Origin of the sequence: Catenuloplanes atrovinosus (genome assembly GCF_031458235.1) — a bacterium.
Taxonomy (GTDB): domain Bacteria; phylum Actinomycetota; class Actinomycetes; order Mycobacteriales; family Micromonosporaceae; genus Catenuloplanes; species Catenuloplanes atrovinosus.
Window position 1 is genome coordinate 4,698,782 of record NZ_JAVDYB010000001.1, and the last position, 17,730, is coordinate 4,716,511.

At 74.2% G+C, this 17,730-nt stretch carries 18 protein-coding genes; 7 read left to right on the forward strand and 11 right to left on the reverse strand.

Going from position 1 to position 17,730, the window contains the following annotated elements; genetic code table 11:
- Nucleotides 1-180: 180 nt before the first annotated feature.
- A complete protein-coding gene (locus tag J2S41_RS20795; protein ID WP_310369644.1) occupies nt 181-1,023 on the reverse strand; it encodes a CE1 family esterase in 843 nt (280 codons plus the stop codon).
- 85 nt (nt 1,024-1,108) lie between these two features.
- Between J2S41_RS20795 and J2S41_RS20800 the strand changes: the two genes are divergently transcribed.
- The 3 genes from J2S41_RS20800 to J2S41_RS20810 are packed head-to-tail and all read left to right on the forward strand — an operon-like array spanning nt 1,109 to nt 4,620.
- Nucleotides 1,109-1,675 carry a TetR/AcrR family transcriptional regulator gene (locus J2S41_RS20800; RefSeq protein WP_310369646.1) on the forward strand — a complete coding sequence of 189 codons (567 nt, stop codon included), beginning with the start codon at nt 1,109-1,111 and terminating at the stop codon, nt 1,673-1,675.
- Nucleotides 1,676-1,699: 24 nt separating this feature from the next.
- Nucleotides 1,700-2,281, forward strand: coding sequence for a MerR family transcriptional regulator (locus J2S41_RS20805; protein WP_310369648.1), 582 nt, complete (start codon nt 1,700-1,702; stop codon nt 2,279-2,281).
- Nucleotides 2,278-4,620: a VIT domain-containing protein gene (locus J2S41_RS20810; protein WP_310369650.1), complete on the forward strand. Its 2,343-nt coding sequence runs from the start codon at nt 2,278-2,280 to the stop codon at nt 4,618-4,620. Before J2S41_RS20805 ends, J2S41_RS20810 begins: the two co-directional genes overlap by 4 nt.
- Before the next feature lie 60 nt (nt 4,621-4,680).
- On the opposite strand, the gene katG is transcribed toward J2S41_RS20810, so the two are convergent.
- From katG to J2S41_RS20845, 7 genes are all read right to left on the reverse strand, one after another.
- The gene (gene katG / locus J2S41_RS20815) at nt 4,681-6,951 is read right to left on the reverse strand and encodes a catalase/peroxidase HPI (protein WP_310369652.1); all 2,271 of its coding nucleotides are present in this window, start codon (nt 6,949-6,951) and stop codon (nt 4,681-4,683) included.
- Nucleotides 6,952-6,974: 23 nt separating this feature from the next.
- Nucleotides 6,975-7,400 (reverse strand): Fur family transcriptional regulator, encoded by a 426-nt coding sequence (locus J2S41_RS20820; RefSeq protein ID WP_374728259.1) that lies wholly within the window; start codon nt 7,398-7,400, stop codon nt 6,975-6,977.
- A gap of 56 nt (nt 7,401-7,456) precedes the next feature.
- The gene (locus J2S41_RS20825; RefSeq protein WP_310369656.1) at nt 7,457-8,416 is read right to left on the reverse strand and encodes an alpha/beta hydrolase; all 960 of its coding nucleotides are present in this window, start codon (nt 8,414-8,416) and stop codon (nt 7,457-7,459) included.
- Nucleotides 8,417-8,426: 10 nt separating this feature from the next.
- Entirely contained in the window at nt 8,427-9,218 is a 792-nt protein-coding gene (locus J2S41_RS20830) for a hypothetical protein (RefSeq protein WP_310369658.1), read from the reverse strand.
- Nucleotides 9,219-9,300: 82 nt separating this feature from the next.
- Complete coding sequence (locus J2S41_RS20835; protein ID WP_310369660.1) at nt 9,301-9,681, reverse strand: hypothetical protein; 381 nt, start codon at nt 9,679-9,681, stop codon at nt 9,301-9,303.
- 2 nt (nt 9,682-9,683) lie between these two features.
- Nucleotides 9,684-11,528, reverse strand: a complete 1,845-nt coding sequence (locus J2S41_RS20840) for an EAL domain-containing protein (RefSeq protein WP_310369662.1) — start codon at nt 11,526-11,528, stop codon at nt 9,684-9,686.
- The gene (locus J2S41_RS20845) at nt 11,515-12,069 is read right to left on the reverse strand and encodes an RNA polymerase sigma factor (RefSeq protein WP_310369664.1); all 555 of its coding nucleotides are present in this window, start codon (nt 12,067-12,069) and stop codon (nt 11,515-11,517) included. The genes J2S41_RS20840 and J2S41_RS20845 overlap by 14 nt, the downstream gene beginning before the upstream one ends.
- A gap of 281 nt (nt 12,070-12,350) precedes the next feature.
- Between J2S41_RS20845 and J2S41_RS20850 the strand changes: the two genes are divergently transcribed.
- Both J2S41_RS20850 and J2S41_RS20855 read left to right on the forward strand, forming a co-directional pair.
- Nucleotides 12,351-12,533 (forward strand): hypothetical protein, encoded by a 183-nt coding sequence (locus J2S41_RS20850; RefSeq protein WP_310369665.1) that lies wholly within the window; start codon nt 12,351-12,353, stop codon nt 12,531-12,533.
- Between the two features lie 61 nt (nt 12,534-12,594).
- On the forward strand, nt 12,595-13,422 hold the full coding sequence (locus J2S41_RS20855) for an ATP-binding cassette domain-containing protein (RefSeq protein WP_310369667.1): 828 nt from the start codon (nt 12,595-12,597) through the stop codon (nt 13,420-13,422).
- Here the strand turns inward: J2S41_RS20855 and J2S41_RS20860 are convergent.
- From J2S41_RS20860 to J2S41_RS20870, 3 genes are read right to left on the reverse strand one after another with little or no spacing between them, the layout of a single operon-like run.
- Nucleotides 13,337-14,782, reverse strand: coding sequence for a hypothetical protein (locus tag J2S41_RS20860; protein ID WP_310369669.1), 1,446 nt, complete (start codon nt 14,780-14,782; stop codon nt 13,337-13,339). The genes J2S41_RS20855 and J2S41_RS20860 overlap by 86 nt on opposite strands.
- Nucleotides 14,779-15,117 (reverse strand): PadR family transcriptional regulator, encoded by a 339-nt coding sequence (locus J2S41_RS20865; protein ID WP_310369671.1) that lies wholly within the window; start codon nt 15,115-15,117, stop codon nt 14,779-14,781. Before J2S41_RS20865 ends, J2S41_RS20860 begins: the two co-directional genes overlap by 4 nt.
- Before the next feature lie 57 nt (nt 15,118-15,174).
- Nucleotides 15,175-15,672 (reverse strand): VOC family protein, encoded by a 498-nt coding sequence (locus tag J2S41_RS20870; protein ID WP_310369673.1) that lies wholly within the window; start codon nt 15,670-15,672, stop codon nt 15,175-15,177.
- 65 nt (nt 15,673-15,737) lie between these two features.
- On the opposite strand from J2S41_RS20870, the gene J2S41_RS20875 reads away from it, so the two are divergent.
- A complete protein-coding gene (locus J2S41_RS20875; RefSeq protein ID WP_310369675.1) occupies nt 15,738-16,646 on the forward strand; it encodes a phosphatase PAP2 family protein in 909 nt (302 codons plus the stop codon).
- A gap of 75 nt (nt 16,647-16,721) precedes the next feature.
- Complete coding sequence (locus J2S41_RS20880) at nt 16,722-17,636, forward strand: tetratricopeptide repeat protein (protein ID WP_310369677.1); 915 nt, start codon at nt 16,722-16,724, stop codon at nt 17,634-17,636.
- Nucleotides 17,637-17,730: the final 94 nt, after the last annotated feature.

Genomic DNA, 17,730 nt, shown 5'->3' on the forward strand with positions numbered 1-17,730 from the left:
GACGGCCGACACCCCGCTCGTCTGCGGCGGCAGCGCCGCCACCCCGGACCTGCTGGACCTCCGCACGGCGAGGTCGCCGGCTCCGGCACCGCCTGCGACTGAGGCGTCGTCCACCATGGACGGTGGGCGGCCGGTCGCCGTGCGGACTCGGCCGCAGCCCACTGCCCCGGTGACGGGCCGCTAGAACCCGAAGAAGTCCTCGATCGCCGGGCCGGTGTGCAGGTCGCGGGTGGTGCGGCCGATCAGGGCCGGCGAGGGGACCGGGCCGGGGATGGTGTGGCCGCCGCCGTGCACGGTGTAGAGGCGGACCGGCTCGTGGCCGTCCTGGTGGTGGTCGGTGCGGGTGACCTCGGCCGTGAGTGACGTGGTGACCGGTGCGGCCGTGATGCCGTTGCGGGCGGCGAAGTACGCGGCCGTGTCGGGGGCGGAGAGCAGCGCGCCGTGCGCGCGGAACAGGTAGCGGGCCCAGAGGGCGAGCTGGCCGCCGTCGTACGGCACGACCGGGTCGCGGGTACCGTGGATGATCATCACTGGGCGCGGCTCGATCGGCAGGTCGTCGTCCCGGAGCAGGAAGTTGTCCGGCGCGGGCTGGCCGGCCGCGATGACGGCACCGCCGGCGATCAGGTCGGGACGCTCGTGCAGCAGCCGGATCACCATGCCGCCGCCGTTGGAGTAGCCGACGGCGTACACCGGCCGGCCCTCCCCCACCCGGGACGCGACCGCGTCCGCGAACGCCACGTCGTCGATGCCGTGCGTGCGGGCCGGGAAGCGGCTGCCGGCGCGCGCGTCGTTCCAGTTGCCGCGGAACCCGTCGAGGTAGGCGACGGCGGTGCCGCGGACGGTGTCCAGCGCGTTGCCGGTGAACGCGCGGAACCGGGCCGCGTTCAGCCGGGAGCCGTGGAATGCGAGCAGCAGCCGGTCGAAGCCGCCCTCCGGCGTGGCCAGCGTGTAGGTCCGGGTCCGCCCGCCGGCCTCGATGGAGGCGCTGCTCAGCCGTACCGTGTGCGGATCGTCGGTCTTCATGTCGCGGCCCTTCGCCAACGAATTGGATAACTCATCCGCTTCAACGTAGCACGATCCGGATGGAACATCCGGTTATGCTCGTCTCATGAGCACGCCCCCGCTGCGCAAGGACGCCGCCCGCAACTGGCAGTTGATCGTGGACACCGGCCGTCGCTTCGTGAACGAGGGGGTCCCGCTCCAGCTCAACGAGGTCGCGCGCGCTGCGCCGGTCGGCGTGGCCACGGTCTACCGGCACTTCCCCACGCCGGAGGCGCTGCTGGAGACGATCGCGACGCCGAGCCTGGAGGCGCTGATAGCGCACGCCGAGCGCGCGCTGGCCGACGACGATCCGTGGCGCGCGTTCTCCGGCTACCTGGTCGCGGCGCTCGACGCGCAGCTCGACGACCCGTCGATGCAGCCGGCGCTGGCCACCGCCAGGCACGTGCTGCCACGCACGGACGAGTTGCTGGAGCGGCTGAACGCGCTGTCCGGCCGACTGCTCGACCGCGCCCGCGACGCGGGCCTGATCCACCCCGAGGTGACGCAGGCCGACATGATCCCGCTGCTGTGCGGCGTCATCTACGCCGTCCGGGTCCGGGCCGGCGCGGAGGACCGGCGCGCGGTCACCCGCCGATACCTGGAGATCATGCTGACCGGCCTGCGCCGCGGTTGACACTGTCACTATGACAGTGTCAGGATGGCGGGCGTGTGGACGATGGAGGAGCTGCTGGAGCGCGTGCGGGAGGCCCTCGCGGCCGAATATCCCGGCGCGCCCAACGGCCGGGTCCGCGAGCTGCCCGACCGCCGCGCCGTCCGGTGGTACGCGACGACCGGCCTGGTCGACCGTGCCACCGCGATGCGCGGCCGGACCGCGCTCTACGAGCCGCGTCACCTGCTGCAGATCGTCGCGGTCAAACGGCGTCAGGCCGAGGGCCACTCGCTGGCCGCGATCCAGGCCGAGTTGGCCGGCGCCACCGATGCGGAGCTGGCCGCGCTCGCGCGCGTACCCGCCGGCCTGCTGACCACCGACGGCCCACCGGCGGCGGACGACGCACCGGTCCGGCCGCGGTTCTGGGCCACGCCGCCGGCCCCGCCGGCCGATCCCCCACCATCCGGCCGGTTGCGGGAGGTGGGGGGCGTCGCGCTGGGCGGTGGCGCCTTCCTCCTGCTGCCGGTACGCCCGTCGGCGCGCGACCTGGAGGACCTGACCGACGCCGCCCAGCCGCTGATCGACCTGCTCAAGGCCCGTGGCCTGCTATCAGATGGGGGAACCGCATGACCGCCCTGCCCGTCGTCCCGATCGCACCGCCGCAGCCGCAGCCGGACGCCGGTCTGGGGGCGCTCGGCACCCGACTCGGCAACCTGCCGCTCGACCGGCTCGACGTGCGCGCCTCGATCAGCGGCCTGGTCGCCCGCACGGTCGTCACCACCGAGTTCGTCAACGCGTTCGCCGAGCCGCTGGAGGCGACGTACATCTTCCCGCTGCCGGACCGCGCGGCCGTGACGGGCATGACCATGACCGCGGACGATCGCACCATCGAGGCGGACCTGCGTGAGCGCGGCGCGGCCCGGGCCGCCTACGACGCCGCGATCGGCGCCGGGCAGCGCGCCTCGATCGCGGAGGAGGACCGGCCGGACGTGTTCACCATGCGCGTCGGCAACATCCTGCCCGGCGAGCGCGTCACCGTGACACTGTCACTGACCGGCCCGCTGGCGTGGGAGGACGACGCGGCCACGTTCCGCTTCCCGCTGGTCGTGGCGCCGCGCTACATCCCGGGCGCGCCGCTGCCCGGCGAGCAGGCCGGTGACGGACGGGAGCGGGACACCGACGCGGTCCCGGACGCGTCCCGGATCACGCCGCCGGTGCTGCTGCCCGGCTTCCCGAACCCGCTGCGCCTGTCCATCGGCGTCACGATCGACACCGCCGGGCTGCCGCTCGGCGAGGTCCGCTCCAGCCTGCACGCGGTGACCCACCAGGACGGGGAGATCTCGATCCGGCCGGGCGAGCGCGCGGACCGCGACTTCGTGCTGCGGCTGCCGTACGCGGGCTCCGGCTCCGGGGCCGTGTTCGTGCCGGACGCCGACGGCGGTACGTACCAGGTGATCGTGCTGCCGCCCGCGTCGGAGGCGCCGCCGCGGCCGAAGGACGTGGTGCTGCTGCTGGACCGGTCCGGCAGCATGCACGGCTGGAAGATGGTGACCGCGCGCCGAGCCGCCGCCCGGCTCGTCGACTCGCTGACCGCCGCCGACCGGTTCGCGGTCATGACGTTCGACAACCGCGTCGACCGCCCGGCCGCGCTCGGCGACGGCCTGTCCGCCGCGACCGACCGCAACCGCTTCCGCGCGGTCGAGCACCTGGCCGCCGCCGGCGCCCGTGGCGGCACGGAGATCCTTGCGCCGCTGCGCGCCGGGTTGAGGCTGCTGGCCGACGCCGGCACGGAGGACCGCGACCGGGTGCTGGTGCTGATCACGGACGGGCAGGTCGGCAACGAGGACCAGATCCTGGCCGAGGCCGGCGGGCTCGCGTCCGGGGTGCGCGTCCACACGGTCGGCATCGACCGCGCGGTCAACGCCGGGTTCCTCGGCCGGCTGGCCGCGACCGGCGCCGGCCGCTGCGAGCTGGTCGAGAGCGAGGACCGCCTGGACGAGGCGATGGACCGCATCCACCGCCGCATCGCGGCCCCGCTGGTCACCGGCGTGACCGTGTCCGATGTGGAGCTGCGTCGCCCGGCGGCCGTCTTCCCGGGCGTACCGCTGGTCCTGTTCGGACGGTCGGTCGGCGCCGTGCCGGCGGCGCTGACCGTGCGCGGCCGCACCCGCGACGACGCGGAGTTCACGCTGGACGTGCCGGTGCGGCGCGCCGACGAGCCCGCGGTGACCGCCCAGTGGGCCCGCGGCCGGCTGCGCGAGCTGGAGGACCGCTACACGATCGGCGAGGTGGACCTGGAACCCGAGATCGTCGCCACGTCGCTGCGCCACCGGGTGCTGTGCCGCTTCACCGCGTGGCTGGCCGTGGACACCCGCGTGGTCACTGAGGGCGGCCAGGCCCGCCGGGTGACGCAGCCGGTCGAACTGCCGTCCGGCTGGGAGGCGCCCGTCGCGGCGCGGCCGGCCGGGCCCGTGCGGCTGGCCGCCGGCAGCCCTCGGCTCGGCCTCAGCGCCGCCGGCGGCTTCCGCGGCGCCCACGCCGCTTCCTACGACGCGGGCCCGCCCCCGGCACCGTCCGCCACCGGCGGGTTCGGCGCGGTCCCGCCGCCGTCGCCCGCGTTCGCCCCGGCCGTGGCCGCCGCCCCGACCGGCCACGGCGGCGGCGCCTCGCCCGCGGACCTGGTCACGTTCGCCCGCACCGAGGCCGACCGGCTGCGCCGGTCCGCGGACCTGTCCACGATGGAGCGCCGCGACCTGCTCGACGACCTCGGCACCCGCCTGCACGCCGTGCTCACCGGCGTCCCGGAGTCGCGGACCCGCCCGCTGGCCGAGCTGGCCCGCCTGCTGCTGCGCGGCATCGGCGACCTCGACACGCTGTGGTCGGAGTCGCTGCGCCTGCTGGACGCGTTCGCGGCCGGCGACGGCGACACCCCGGAGACGCCGCCGCGCAAGCCGTTCTGGAAGAGGTAGGTCCCCGGCAACGCGAAACGGGCCCGGCCGAGTGGCCGGGCCCGTCACGTCAGGCGGAGATCACTTCAGGTCGAAGCGGTCGTTGTCCATGACCTTGACCCAGGCCTTGACGAAATCCTCGACGAACTTCTCGCGGGCGTCGGCGGAGGCGTAGACCTCGGCCAGCGCGCGCAGCTGGGAGTTGGAGCCGAAGATCAGGTCGACCGCGGTGGCGGTCCACTTGACCTCGTCCGTGGCCAGGTCGCGGATCTCGTACACGTGCTCCTCGGTCTCCGACGCCTGCCACTTCGTCCCGGGGGACAGCAGGTTGGCGAAGAAGTCGTTGGTGAGCACGCCGGGGCGCGAGGTGAGCACACCGTGCCGCGAGCCGCCCACGTTGTTGCCGAGCGCGCGCAGGCCGCCGATCAGGACGGTCATCTCCGGCGCGGTCAGGTCCAGCATGTAGGCGCGGTCCACCAGCAGGATCTCCGGCTGGGTCTTCTCGCCCGGCCGCAGGTACTGACGGAACGCGTCGGCGCGCGGCTCCAGGACCGCGAACGACTCGACGTCGGTCTGCTCCTGGGCGGCGTCCGTGCGGCCCGGGTGGAACGGCACGGTCACCTTGATGTCGGCGTCCTGGGCGGCCTTCTCGATGGCGGCGCCACCGGCCAGCACGATCAGGTCGGCGAGCGAGATCTGCGCGCCGCCGGCCGCGTTGAACTCGGTCTGGATGCCCTCCAGTGTGCTCAGCACGGTGGCGAGCTGCGCGGGCTGGTTGACCTCCCAGTTGCGCTGCGGCTCCAGCCGGATGCGGGCGCCGTTCGCGCCACCGCGCTTGTCGGTGGAGCGGAAGCTGGCGGCCGACGCCCACGCGGTGGAGACGAGCTGGGAGACGGTCAGGCCGGAGTCCAGCACCTTGGCCTTGAGCGTGGCGATGTCGTCGGCGGAGACCAGCGGGCCGGACACGGCCGGGACCGGGTCCTGCCAGAGCTGCGCCTCGGGGACCCACGGGCCGAGGAAGCGGCTGACCGGGCCCATGTCACGGTGCAGCAGCTTGTACCACGCCTTGGCGAACGCGAGCTGGAACTCCTCGGGGTGCTCCAGGAAGCGGCGGGAGATCTTCTCGTACGCCGGGTCCACGCGCAGCGACAGGTCGGTGGTGAGCATGGTCGGCTTGTGCTTCCGGGACGGGTCGTGCGCGTCCGGGATGATCGCCTCGGCGTCCTTGGCGACCCACTGCTTCGCGCCGGCGGGGCTGGTGGTCAGCTCCCACTCGTACCCGAAGAGGATCTCGAAGAACCGGTTGCTCCACTGCGTCGGCTTGTCGGTCCAGGTGACCTCCAGGCCGGACGTGATGGTGTCGCCGCCCTTGCCGGTGCCGTGCGTGTTCAGCCAGCCGAGGCCCTGGGCCTCCAGCGGCGCGGCCTCCGGCTCCGGGCCGACGTGGTTGTCGGCCGGCGCGGCGCCGTGGGTCTTGCCGAACGTGTGGCCACCGGCGATGAGCGCGACGGTCTCCTCGTCGTTCATCGCCATCCGGCCGAACGTCTCGCGGATGAAGTACGCCGCGGCCAGCGGGTCGGCGTTGCCGCGCGGGCCCTCCGGGTTGACGTAGATCAGGCCCATCTCGGTGGCGCCGACGCCCTCGGACATCTCGGCGTCGCCGACGTAGCGCTCGTCGCCGAGCCAGGTGTCCTCGGGACCCCAGAAGATCTCCTCCGGCTCCCACACGTCGACGCGGCCGAAGCCGAAGCCGAACGTCTTGAAGCCCATCGACTCCAGCGCCACGTTGCCGGCGAGGACGAGCAGGTCGGCCCAGGAGACCTTCTGGCCGTACTTGGCCTTGACCGGCCAGAGCAGGCGGCGGGCCTTGTCCAGGTTGGCGTTGTCCGGCCAGCTGTTCAGCGGCGCGAACCGCTGACCGCCGTCGCCGGCGCCGCCACGGCCGTCCTGGATGCGGTACGTACCGGCGGCGTGCCAGCTCATCCGGATCATCAGGCCGCCGTAGTGACCGAAGTCGGCCGGCCACCAGTCCTGCGAGGTGGTGAGCACCTCGGTGATGTCCCGCTTGAGCGCCTCGACGTCGAGCTTGGCGAACTCCTTCGCGTACTCGAAGTCGTCGCCGAGCGGGTTGCCCTTGGAGGAGTGGGCGTGCAGCACGGACAGGTCGAGCTGGTTGGGCCACCAGTCACGGTTGCTGCGCGGGCGCCCACCGGTCTTCGGCGTCGGCGAGTCGATCGCCGGGTTCTCGCTCTCGCTGCCGCTGGCGGTCACCGAGTCGTGCGCGACCGGGCAGCCGGCCGCCTCCTTCTCGTCCACGCCCTGCGCGCTGGAGGGTGCGTTGTCCTGCGTCATCTGATTCCTTCCGAGCTGGCGAATCACGGGGCAATGCGGTCAGCCGCGCAGTCGGGGCAGACGCCCCAAAAGACGACCTCGGCCTCGTCGACCACGTAGCCGTGGTCGTCCGAGGCGGTGAGACAGGGGGCCTGGCCGGCCGCGCACTCGACGTCCACGATCGCGCCGCAGGAGCGGCAGACGAGGTGGTGGTGGTTGTCCGCCACCCGGGTCTCGTATCGGGCGGTCGCGCCGGCCGGCTGGATGCGCCGGACCAGGCCGGCGTCCGTGAGCGCACGCAGCACATCGTAGATCGCCTGGTGGGAGACCATGGGCTGGTCGGCCCGGACCAGGGAGATCACGGTGTCGGTGTCGACGTGCGGGTGGTCGCGCAGCGCGGCGAGCACCGCCATCCGGGGACGGGTCACGCGCAACGAGGCCGCCCGCAGCTGCGCCGCGAAGTCGGACATCACGCGGATGACCTTAGGCCACTAGATTGGAATCATTCAAGTTTCGGCGAGACGCGTCACCGGGAAAAATGCCACGCGGCCCACTCGTCGAAGCGGCGAAGCACCGAAGCGCGCACGTCCGGCGCGGACAGGGTCAGATCGTGCAGTGCGCCCGGAAACCGGACGAGCGTGACGCGCTCCCCCAGCATCGGCCCCCACCGCCGGATCTGGCCAACGTCCAGCACGATGTCGGTGCGGTGGATGTCCTCCGGCGGGTCGGACAGCCAGTTGAACGACCGGTCCGAGGAGCCGACCAGCACCGGCACGCGCAGGCCCAGCCCGCGGCGCACCCGCCGCTGCGCGGCCCGGATCGCGGCCAGCCAGCCGAGCCGGATCGGGTGCCCGCGCGCCGGCTTCATCAGCAGGTCGTACGCCCACTCGCCGCCCAGCGTGGCGTGCGTGGCCACGGCGAACGCGTCGCTGGTCGGGTGCGGCATCACCGCGTGCGGCGCGAGCCGGGCGACCGCGGAGACCACCGCCATCGCCGGGCGGCGCAACGCCCAGGGCAGCGCGAAGTCCAGGAACGGGCTGTTCAGGAACGCGCCGCGGACCGGGCCGTCCGGCCGGTCGGCCGCCCACACCGCGCCGATCAGCCCGCCGGTGGAGTGCCCCCAGACCAGCACCTCGTCCACGCCGTCCGCCCGCATGTGGGCCACGGCCGCGTCCAGCTCCGGGTAGTACTCGGCCAGCGACCGGCAGAAGTTCGCCGACTGGTGCGGCAGCAGGCTCCGCCCGTACCGGCGCGGGTCCAGGCCGTAGACGTGCCAGCCGCGGGCCGCGAGGTGGTCCACGACGTGCGTCTGGAAGAAGTAGTCGGCCAGCCCGCCGAGCATCAGCACGGCGCGGCGGCCGTCGCCGTGGTCCGCCCAGCGGCGCACCAGCGTCGCGACCAGCGCGCCCTGCGCGTCACGCCCGCAGTCGAGGACGAACCGCTCGTACGGCGCGCCGAGCAGGTCCGTGCCGTCGGGTCTGAACACCGGAACCAGGCTACCGGCCCGACGGTACGATCGTCCCGTACCGGCAGGACGCGGCCACCCGGTCCAGGCGCGCGGCGCCCTCGGCCTCGTCCAGGCCGAGGCGCTCACACAGCTCCCGGTGCCCGTCGACCAGCGGGCCGGTCACCTCGCGCGCCTCGTAGTCGGTGCCCTCCAGCTCCACGGACAACTCGTCCCAGACCTGCAGCGCCTCCTCCACCAGCTCCAGCGCGGCCGTGGTCGCCGGGTACTGCAACAGGATCTCGGCCTCGTCGACCAGCCGGAGCCCGGCCTCCCACGCGTCGTCGCCGGACGCGGCGTCGATCGCGGTGCGGAAGTCCTCCAGCCCGTGCGCGGCCGCGTCCACGTCCAGCAGGCCGGCCTCGCCGAGCAGCCGGACCGCGAAGAGCCGGTCGCGCACCGCGGTCTCCACCACCAGCGCGGCGACCTGCCGGCCGGTGAGCCGGCGCAGCGCCTGCAGGTAGCGCGCCTGCTCCGGATCGGCCGGGTCCGGCCCGGGCGGCGTGGCGGAGGCCAGCAGCGGGAAGTGCGCGTCGATCGCGGTCAGCGCCAGCGCGACCGCGTGCGCGCACAGCCGCTGACCGGCCGCGCAGTCGCAGTCGCCGCTGAACGCGCCGTCCACGATGCCGACCCAGGTCTGCACGTCGCCGACCTCGGCCAGCACGCCGCCGCCGGAGGACTCCAGGTCGCCGACCGCGCCGTCGGACATGAGCCGGTCGGCCGCGCCGGCGACCTCGGTGGGCACGGAGTCCCGGAAGGCTTGGATGTCGATGCGTACCGCCACGGGCGATCACCCTACCGGCGCGCCCGGGCCGCCGATACGGGTGATCGGCGACCAAGCGACCGGACGGCACGGTTGGACACGGTCACCCCGGCGGGCGGAGCAGTTCCAGCTCGATCTCGTCGAGCACGTCGAGCGCGTGCCGCAGCGGGTCGCGCATGCGCATCACCTCCTCCTGGCCCAGCGTGATCGTGTCCGCGGTGTCCAGGAACAGGCCGGCCGCGTGGTCGACCGCGGCGAGCCGGTCGTCCAGCGGGACGGCCGGCCCGCACAGCGTGCGCAGGGCCGTGACGTGGTCGTCGATGCGCAGCGTCAGGCGGTCGCGGAGGATCGGCTTCGCCGAGGACAGCCAGTGCCACCACCCGATCGTGAACGTGAGCGTGGCCGCGTACTCCCGCAGGACACGGCGTTCGGGCGCCAGCGCGGCCGCGTGCGCGGTCCACCAGGCGGCCAGCGGATGCGTCATGCTCAACCCAGCTTCGAGATCGGGCGGAGGTCGAGCTCGATCTGACCGCCCGGATCGGCCATCGGCACCGGCCGTCCGATGTGGAATCCCTGCGCGAAGTCCACATCGTAGCGTCGCAGCAGCGCGGCGGTCTCGTCGTCCGGCACGCTCTCCGCGGCGACCCGGATGCCGAGGTCGTGGCAGATCAGCGTGAGCCGCTCGACCAGCGCCTGGTCCGCGGGCGTACGCGCCAGCCCGGTGATGAACCGCCCATCGATCTTCACCAGGTCGACCGGCAGCGTCCGCAGGTGCAGCAGCGACGCGTGCCCGGTGCCGAAGTCGTCCAGCGCCAGCTGCGCGCCGAGCTGCCGGATGCCGGTGGCGAACGCCAGCGCCTCGTTCCGGTTCTCGATCGCGGCGGTCTCGGTGATCTCGAACGTCAGCCGCCCGGCCCGCACCCGGTGCCGGGTCAGCGCGCGCGTCACGTGGTCGAGCAGCCCGGGGTCGGCCAGCGACCGGCCGGACACGTTGATCTGGCAGTGCGAGTCCAGCGCGCCCTGGCCGATCAGCTTGATCGCGTGGTCGATCACCCACCGGTCGACCGGCAGGATCTCGCCGATGCGCTCCGCGGTGTCCAGGAACGCCCACGGCGGCACCGGCTCGCCGGACTCACCGCGCACCCGCAGCAGGATCTCGTGCCGGGTGACCCGGTTCAGGTCCAGGTCCAGGATCGGCTGCGCGAACAGCGCGAACCGCTCGTTGGCCACCGCGCGCTGCACCGCGCTCCGGCTGCGCCGCAACCGGATGTCGCCGCGCGCCGGGCCGGGCGCGATCCGGGCCAGGTGGCCGCCGCGCCGGGCCTCGCGCGCCGCGTGCTCCGCGTCCAGCAGCAGCTCGAACCCGCTTGCCTCGGCGCCGCGGGCGAACCGGACCGCGCCGGCCCACGCGTTGACCCGCACGGCCGCGCCGCGCAGCGAGAACAGGTGGCTGCGCACCCGCTCGACCGCGGTGACCGCGACCCGCTCCGCCTCCGCGGCCGTGGTGGTGCCGCGCAGCAGCACGCCGAACAGGCCGGGCGCGGCCAGCCCGTGCATGGCCCGGACCGGGTTCACCGCGGTCAGCAGCCGCCCCACCTGGGCGGCCAGGTCGTCGCGATCGCCGTCGCGCAGCGTGACCGGCGCCGGCTCCGCCGACACCACGAAGACCACCCCGTCGGCGGTACGCCGGGCGCGGTCCACCTCGTCGATCAGGTACTCCCGCGCGGGCAGCCCGGTGGCGGCCTCACGCGCGCCCAGGTCGGCGCAGAGCATCTCCTCGCGCACGGCCTGCCGGGCGCGCTCCCGCCGGGCCAGCTCCGGGCCGGTGACGTCCTCGCAGGTGGCGACGATGCCGTCGGCCAGGATCTCGATGAGCGCGTGCACGTAGCGGACCGTGCCGTCCGGCCGCCGCGCGCGGAACGTCACCTCGGCCGGCCGCGTCTCCGTCCACGCGTCCTGCACCGCGGCGGTGATGGTGACCAGGTCCTCCGGGTGCGCGCACGCCATCAGCGCGGTCAGGGTGAGCGGGTCCGCGGTGGCCGCGGGCCGGCCCAGGATCTCGGTCATCGCCGCCGACCAGGTCAGCGCGCCGGTGCCCCGGTCCCAGGCGACGACACCGAGTCCGGCCAGGCACGCCGCGCGGGTGATCCGGGCCAGTTCGTCCTCGGGCGCGGTCAGCGGGTCGGTCAGTTCCGCCTCGTCCGGCGGCGGCGCCGCGGCCTGGCGCCGGTGGTCGAGCAGCACCTGCCGGGCCACCCGGCGGAAGCGCATCTGCTCCAGCGGGCTGGGCCGGTGGCCGGACGCGAGCCGCAGCACGTCATCGAGTCGCATCCGGATCACCGCCCAGCGTCTCCTCGGCCAGTTCCTGGAGCCGGCGGCGGGCCGCGTGCTTGTAGAAGCGCACGCTGGTGTCGGCGAGCCCGAGGATGCGGCCGATCTCCGGGTTGGAGAAGCCCTGCTCGGACAGCGCGAACACCTGGGCCTGGCGCGGTGGCAGCCGGTCCAGCCAGTACCGGCGCAGTTGCTCGGCCTCCCAGGAGTCGGCCGCGGTGACCATCCCGCCGGGCAGTTCCTCGGGCAGCACGGTCTCCCGGCCGGCCTTGCTCTTCTCCCGGCGCAGCACGTGGTGCGCCGTCTTGATCACCCAGCCGAGCGGCGCCTCGAACCCGCGGATCTCCACCCACCGGCGCCGCGCGATCAGGTACGCCTCGTGCAGCGCCTCACGGACCAGGTCGGAGTGGTCGCCGCCGAGCCGCAGCACGCTCTCGGCCCGCGCGTACGTCTCCTCGATCAACGCGTTGCACTCCGCGTCGTACTGGTCGTCGAGGCGTTCGCCCTCGTCCCATCGGGCGGCGTGATTCGACTGGCTCACGCCGCCCGCTCCCCCAGCTCGATCATGATTTCCCCCCACGGAAAGTCGTCCCCGTTCGCATATAACTCTCTGTGGGGGCCGGAATGTAGATGCCGCTCGGCCGGATTTCTTTTGCAAGATCTGCGATCACGCCATTGAACTGCGCTTTCTCCGGTAAATTGCCACAATTACGCAATGCGCATGCATACTTGCCCTGCGTGCTTTCATGCACGGTAAGTAACTTAAAGTTGTCACGCCAGCACATTGCGTGGGCATTGCATCCCATCGATAGCGTCGATGCCATGGACACACTGGACCTGACCGACGCCCCGCCCGCCGAGCCGGACCCGGAACAGCCCACGCCCACCGATCCACCCGCACCGGCCGACCCGCCGAAGCCGACCGACCCGGACTGGCCGGAGGAGACGCCGCCGCCGCGCACCGACCCGGACTGGCCGCCGCCGCTGTCCGAGCCGGAGCGGTGACCGGCCCACCGCGTCCTGAATCGCGCCGCCGACCAGGAAGATCGTCGCTTTCCGGGCGTTCATGATCCCTGCCGAGTCGTCCGTGTCACCACCGGTGGCACGGACGACGGGATGGACTCGGACGACTGAGCCGATCATCGAGGCGGACGCGGTGGGCTTCGCGGCCCGGGCCGGTGTTCCGGCGCTCACCGGCGTCTCGCCGGCCGTCCACGGCGGACGGAGCGTGGCGCTGGCCGGCGAGTCCGGCACCGGCGAGACCACACTGCCGCGGCTGCTGCTCGGCCAGGCGCGGCCGACGACCGGCGAGATCCGCTTCGACGGCGCGCCGCTGCACCGCGGCCGGCTGCGCGACTACCGGCGCGCTCGACCCCACCAACCGCGTGAAGATCATCGACCCTGGGCCGTGAGATCCCACCGCCGGGCCGTGACATCGCGCCAACGGGCCGTGAGACATCGAGCCGCCGGGCCGCCATGCCGTGAGATCGCCTGGTGCGCCGCGCTCGCGGCCGGAGGTGGTGGCGCGGTGCGGGCGGCGGCGGGTGCGGGAGTCGCGTGGTTCTCGGTGACCGGCGGCGGCACCGGCTCCGATGCGGTGGCGGAGCGGCGGCGGAGACGCCGCGAGGTTGGCCCGCGGGAGCGTGCGGGCCGCGACCACGCCGGAAGCGGGAAAATGGGTCCCCGGTGTCGTCTCCGGGCCGGGCCGGGCCGGCCAGGCGGGCCGAGCCCAGCCGGAAGCGGGGACGCTTCGGCACGAGGGCGCCGCGTGGTCCGGCCCGCGGGCGGGGCCGGACCACGGGCGGGTCTCAGACCTGCCGGACGGCGACGACGCCGGGGAGGCCGGAGACCTCGTCGACCAGGAGGTCGAACATGCCGGGGGTGGTATAGCTGACGTCGAACCACAGGCTGCTCTCCGGCTCGCAGCCGACGGTGAGCACGGAGTCGCCGGCGGCGCGCTGGTTGCCGAGCCAGGCGGCGGCGCCGCCGGTACGGCCGATGGCGGCTTGGAGCAGGTTGCGCTCGTCCTGTGTGGAGGCCGGGTCGACGTAGACGCGGGCGTCGGTGCTGGCGCGGGCCTCGGCGGCGGTGAGCGGCTTCGGTGTGCCGTCCGGGGCGCAGGAGCCGGGGCCGCCGGTGAACGCCATGACCGCGCCGGCGGCCAGGAGCACGACGCCGCCGGCCAGCGTGAGGCGGGCCCACCAGCGTCGCTGCACGCTCGCGGCGGCGCGGCGCCACCAGCGGTGGCGGGCGATCCGGCCGCGCAGTCGGGCCAGCGGGAACGGCGGCACGCAGGCGGCCAGCAGCACCGCGGTGACGGCCAGGAAGATCAGCAGGAACGTCGGCAGCGCGGTGAAGTCGTAGAACAGTGGACGCCAGAACGGGTAGATCGGGGGTGTGCCCGGCTCGGGGCGCCACCACAGCCGCACCGCCTCGGTCATCAGCAGCAGCACGCCGAGCAGCGGGAAGACGGCGATCAGGCCGGCGATGGCGATGAGGCCGGCGGCGCGCTCGGCGCGGCGGCTGACCCAGCCGAAGACGCCGAATGCGACCAGCGCGCCGAACGGGGCGCCGGCGGGTGCGGCCCACCACATCCAGTCCGGCGTGGCGCGGCTGAGCGAGTAGGCCGCGCTGCCGTCCGAGTCGTACCAGGGCACGCCCGGGAAGTACCAGATCTCGAACTGGAGCACCAGGCCGTCGCGCTCGGCCCAGAACTGGCGGGCGCCGGTCTCGGTGGTGTCGATCGCGTGCACGGTCCAGCCGGTGGCCGCCAGGCGCGCGTGGACGCCGGTCGCGTACTCGGCGACCCGGCGGGTGGCGTCGGTGTGCTCGTCGATGGTGTAGCGCTGGTAGCCGTGCACGATGCCGGCCTCGGCGTCCGGCTCGGTGGTGAAGTCCGGCACGTCGCCGCCGCCGTAGACGCGGATGCCGGGGAAGACCGTGTCGCCGATCTCGGCGGCGGCCACACCGCTCGGCAGCGGCGGCACGAACGTCCACGCCAGCTGCGTGGCCAGCACCGCGCCGGTGAACGCACCGAGCAGCATGACCACCAGCGCGACCGGTACGACCAGCGGGTTGCCGGCCCACCCGAGCCGGGCGCGCGTGCCGTGCCACAGGATGTCGGCGGCCTCGCGCGGGCGCGGCTGGCGGGCGCCCAGTTCCTCCTCCGCCTCGGCGAGCGTGTCCAGCAGCTCGTCGCGGCGCCGGCCGGGCGGGAAGGCGATCGCGGCGAGCCGGTGGCGCAGGGGTGTCACCAGGCGATCCGGTGCGCATGCCCGAGGCGGCGGCGGGCCGCGAGCTGCGCGGCCGAGGCCTCGGCGGCGCGGCGCAGCCGCTCGCTCTCCGTCTCCAGCGCGGCCTCGCCGTCGCCGGTGAGCCGGTAGTAGCGCCGGCTGCGCCCGCCGACCACCTCTTCCCGGTCGACGGCGATCAGGCCGTCGGCGGCGAGCCGGTCCAGCGCGCCGTAGAGCGTGCCGGCCAGCAGCCGCACCCGGCCGTCGGAGAGGCGCTGGACCTCGCGGATGACGCCGTATCCGTGCCGGGGCGCGTCGGCGAGTGCGGAGAGGATCCAGAGCGTGGCTTCGTGCATGCCGCCAATATAAAGAGGCTCTGACTATAAGAGCAACTGTATATTCAGAGCTTCTGACTATGGCCGGACCGGCGCGCTGCCGCGGCCCTCGGCGCGCCCGCTCAGCTCCGCGTCGAGCGTCTCCTGGGCGACGCGCATGACCTCGGCGTAGCGCGGCTGCGCCAGCCGGCGCCACATCTCCTCCTCCGGCACCTCCGCCACCCGGGCCACCACCCACCAGATGTTGCCGAACGGGTCGCGGATCCGGCCGCCGCGCTGCCCGAACGCGTCGTCCGCGAGCGGCGTGACCACCCGGGCGCCGGCGTCGACGGCCCGGGCCACCGCCGCGTCCGCGTCCGGTACGAACACGCGCAGCAGGCTCGGCATGCGCGGCCACTCGGGACGGCGGTCGAAGGCGAGCACGACCGTGTCACCGACCCGGACCTCGCCGTGCCCGATCAGGCCGTCCTCGGTGCGTACCCGGGCCAGCTCCGCGCCGTCGAAGGCGGCCACGACGAAATCGATGAGGGCGCCGGTGTCGTCCGTGACGACCCAGGGCGCGACCGTGGTGTACATGGCGCCGACGCTAGCCTCGTCAGCGGTCAGCGCCTGTCCGCCGCGCGATCGGGCAAGATGGACCGATGAGCATGACCACGATCATCAGCGTCGCGCTGGCGCTCCTGACGGTGCTGGTCGCGTTCGGCGCGGTGCTGGCCGGCCGGCCCGCCGCCCGGTGGCTGCGCGACGCCGAGCGCGGGCGGACCGCGCTGGCCTGGCTGGGCACCCGGTTCTCGCCGAGCCTGCTGGTGACCGCGGCCGGCGCGCTGCTGGTGGCGACCCTGATGAACGTCTTCCTGGAGATCCTGGACGCGGTCATCGAGCGCGACGACCTGAGCACCATCGACCGGCCGGTGATCGCCTGGGTGGCCGAGCAGCGCGAGGCCTGGCGCGACACGCTGGTCATCGGGCTGACCGACATCGGCGGCTGGGTGCTGCTCACGCTGCTGCTGGTCGCGGCCGCGGTCACGGTGTCGGTGCGGCTGCGCTCCTGGCGTCCCGTGCTGATCGCGGCGCTGGCCGGCGGCGGTGGCGGGTTGCTGGTCGCCGCGATCAAGGCGCTGATCGCCCGGGACCGGCCGGACCCGCTGCTGCGCGCGATCGTGGAGCACGGCTTCTCGTTCCCGTCCGGGCACGCGACCACCTCGGTCGTGGTGCTCGGCACGGTCGCCTGGCTGGTGTCGTCCACCGTCGCGTCGCACACCGTCCGGGCCACCGCGTGGGTGGCCGCCGGGCTGCTCGCGGCCGGCATCGGGCTGTCCCGGATCTACCTGGGCGTGCACTACCCGACGGACGTGCTGGCCGGCTGGATTCTCGGCGCGGCCTGGCTGACCACGGTCGCGCTGGCGGACCGGCTGCACGCGCTCCGGCCGCGCCGGCACGGCCCGGCGCCGCTGGCCCGCCGCCCGCGCACGGTCCTGGTGGTCGCCTCGGTGCTGGCCTTCGCCGCCATCCTCGCCTCGGTCTGGATCATGGTGGCCGTGGAGGACTGACCGCGTCCGTGCAATTCCCTCTCGCGCCACATGGTGTCCGTCTCGTGCTCAGCTCGCGCCGATACCGTGATCGTCATGTGGCGTCGTCTGTTCTCGCGGCACCGTGACGGACACCGGCCGCTCGCCGCCCAGGCCGACGCCACGGCCGCCCGCGGCGACCGGCTCGGCCGGGAGGGCCGCTGGCAGGCCGCGTCCGCCGTCACCGCCGAGGCCGTCGACATGTACCGGCGGCTCGCCGCCACCGACGACGAGGCGCGCGGCAAACTCGCCGGCACGCTGGTCAGCCTCGGTGAGTGGCTGGCCCGGGAGAGCCGCTTCCCGGAGGCCGCCGACGCGGACGCCGAGGCCGTCGCCATCCTCCGCGAGCTGGCCCCCCGCTCCGCGCAGGCCCGGCGCGGGCTGGCCGCCGCGGTCAACAACGCCGGCGTCCACCTCGGCCAGGCCAACCGCTGGCCGGCCGCGGTCGAGCTGGGCCGGGAGACCGTGACGCTGATGCGTGGGCTGGACGAGGAGCAGCCGGGCGCGTTCACGGCCGAGGTGGCGCTGGCGTACCTGAACCTCGGCACCCGCCTCGACGCGCTCGGCCTCGACCAGGAGAGCCTGGAGGCCAAGCGCGAGGCGGTCGCGCGCCTCACCCGCCTGGTCCAGGACGACCCGGCGCTGCTGCCGGAGCTGGCCCGCGCGTGCACCACGCTGGGCCCGACCGCCGCGCGCCTGCACCTGCTGGACGAGGCCGTCGCCGCGGCCCGGGAGGCGATCCGCCACTACCGCGCGCTGGCCGCGGAGGAGCCGCGCGCGCACGCGGACGGGCTCGCCGGGAACCTGGCCAACCTGGCCATGTTCCTGCGCGACGCCGGGCGCCGCGCCGAGGCGTACGCCGCGGTCGACGAGTCCATCACGGTCTACCGCAGCCACCCCGGCATGACGTCGTCGGACGCGGCCCGGCTGCAGCACCTGCTCCGGCTCCGCGCGGAGCTCGCCGACTTCTGATCCCACCGGTACGGCCGGGGCCGATACGGAAAGTGACGGCCACCGGAGGAGGATCGACGCGTACCCCACCGGATTGCTGTGGTCTTGTAAGGTC

Bases quoted from the DNA above. Each gene is read 5' to 3' on its own strand.
- J2S41_RS20810 (WP_310369650.1), top strand. From the start codon at position 2,278: ATGACCGCCCTGCCCGTCGTCCCGATCGCACCGCCGCAGCCGCAGCCG.
- J2S41_RS20850 (WP_310369665.1), top strand. From the start codon at position 12,351: ATGGACACACTGGACCTGACCGACGCCCCGCCCGCCGAGCCGGACCCG.
- J2S41_RS20840 (WP_310369662.1), bottom strand. From the start codon at position 11,528: ATGCGACTCGATGACGTGCTGCGGCTCGCGTCCGGCCACCGGCCCAGC.
- J2S41_RS20835 (WP_310369660.1), bottom strand. From the start codon at position 9,681: ATGACGCATCCGCTGGCCGCCTGGTGGACCGCGCACGCGGCCGCGCTG.
- J2S41_RS20880 (WP_310369677.1), top strand. From the start codon at position 16,722: ATGTGGCGTCGTCTGTTCTCGCGGCACCGTGACGGACACCGGCCGCTC.
- J2S41_RS20865 (WP_310369671.1), bottom strand. From the start codon at position 15,117: ATGCACGAAGCCACGCTCTGGATCCTCTCCGCACTCGCCGACGCGCCC.
- J2S41_RS20805 (WP_310369648.1), top strand. From the start codon at position 1,700: ATGGCGGGCGTGTGGACGATGGAGGAGCTGCTGGAGCGCGTGCGGGAG.
- J2S41_RS20800 (WP_310369646.1), top strand. From the start codon at position 1,109: ATGAGCACGCCCCCGCTGCGCAAGGACGCCGCCCGCAACTGGCAGTTG.
- katG (WP_310369652.1), bottom strand. From the start codon at position 6,951: ATGACGCAGGACAACGCACCCTCCAGCGCGCAGGGCGTGGACGAGAAG.
- J2S41_RS20875 (WP_310369675.1), top strand. From the start codon at position 15,738: ATGAGCATGACCACGATCATCAGCGTCGCGCTGGCGCTCCTGACGGTG.
- J2S41_RS20820 (WP_374728259.1), bottom strand. From the start codon at position 7,400: ATGTCCGACTTCGCGGCGCAGCTGCGGGCGGCCTCGTTGCGCGTGACC.
- J2S41_RS20795 (WP_310369644.1), bottom strand. From the start codon at position 1,023: ATGAAGACCGACGATCCGCACACGGTACGGCTGAGCAGCGCCTCCATC.
- J2S41_RS20855 (WP_310369667.1), top strand. From the start codon at position 12,595: ATGATCCCTGCCGAGTCGTCCGTGTCACCACCGGTGGCACGGACGACG.
- J2S41_RS20870 (WP_310369673.1), bottom strand. From the start codon at position 15,672: ATGTACACCACGGTCGCGCCCTGGGTCGTCACGGACGACACCGGCGCC.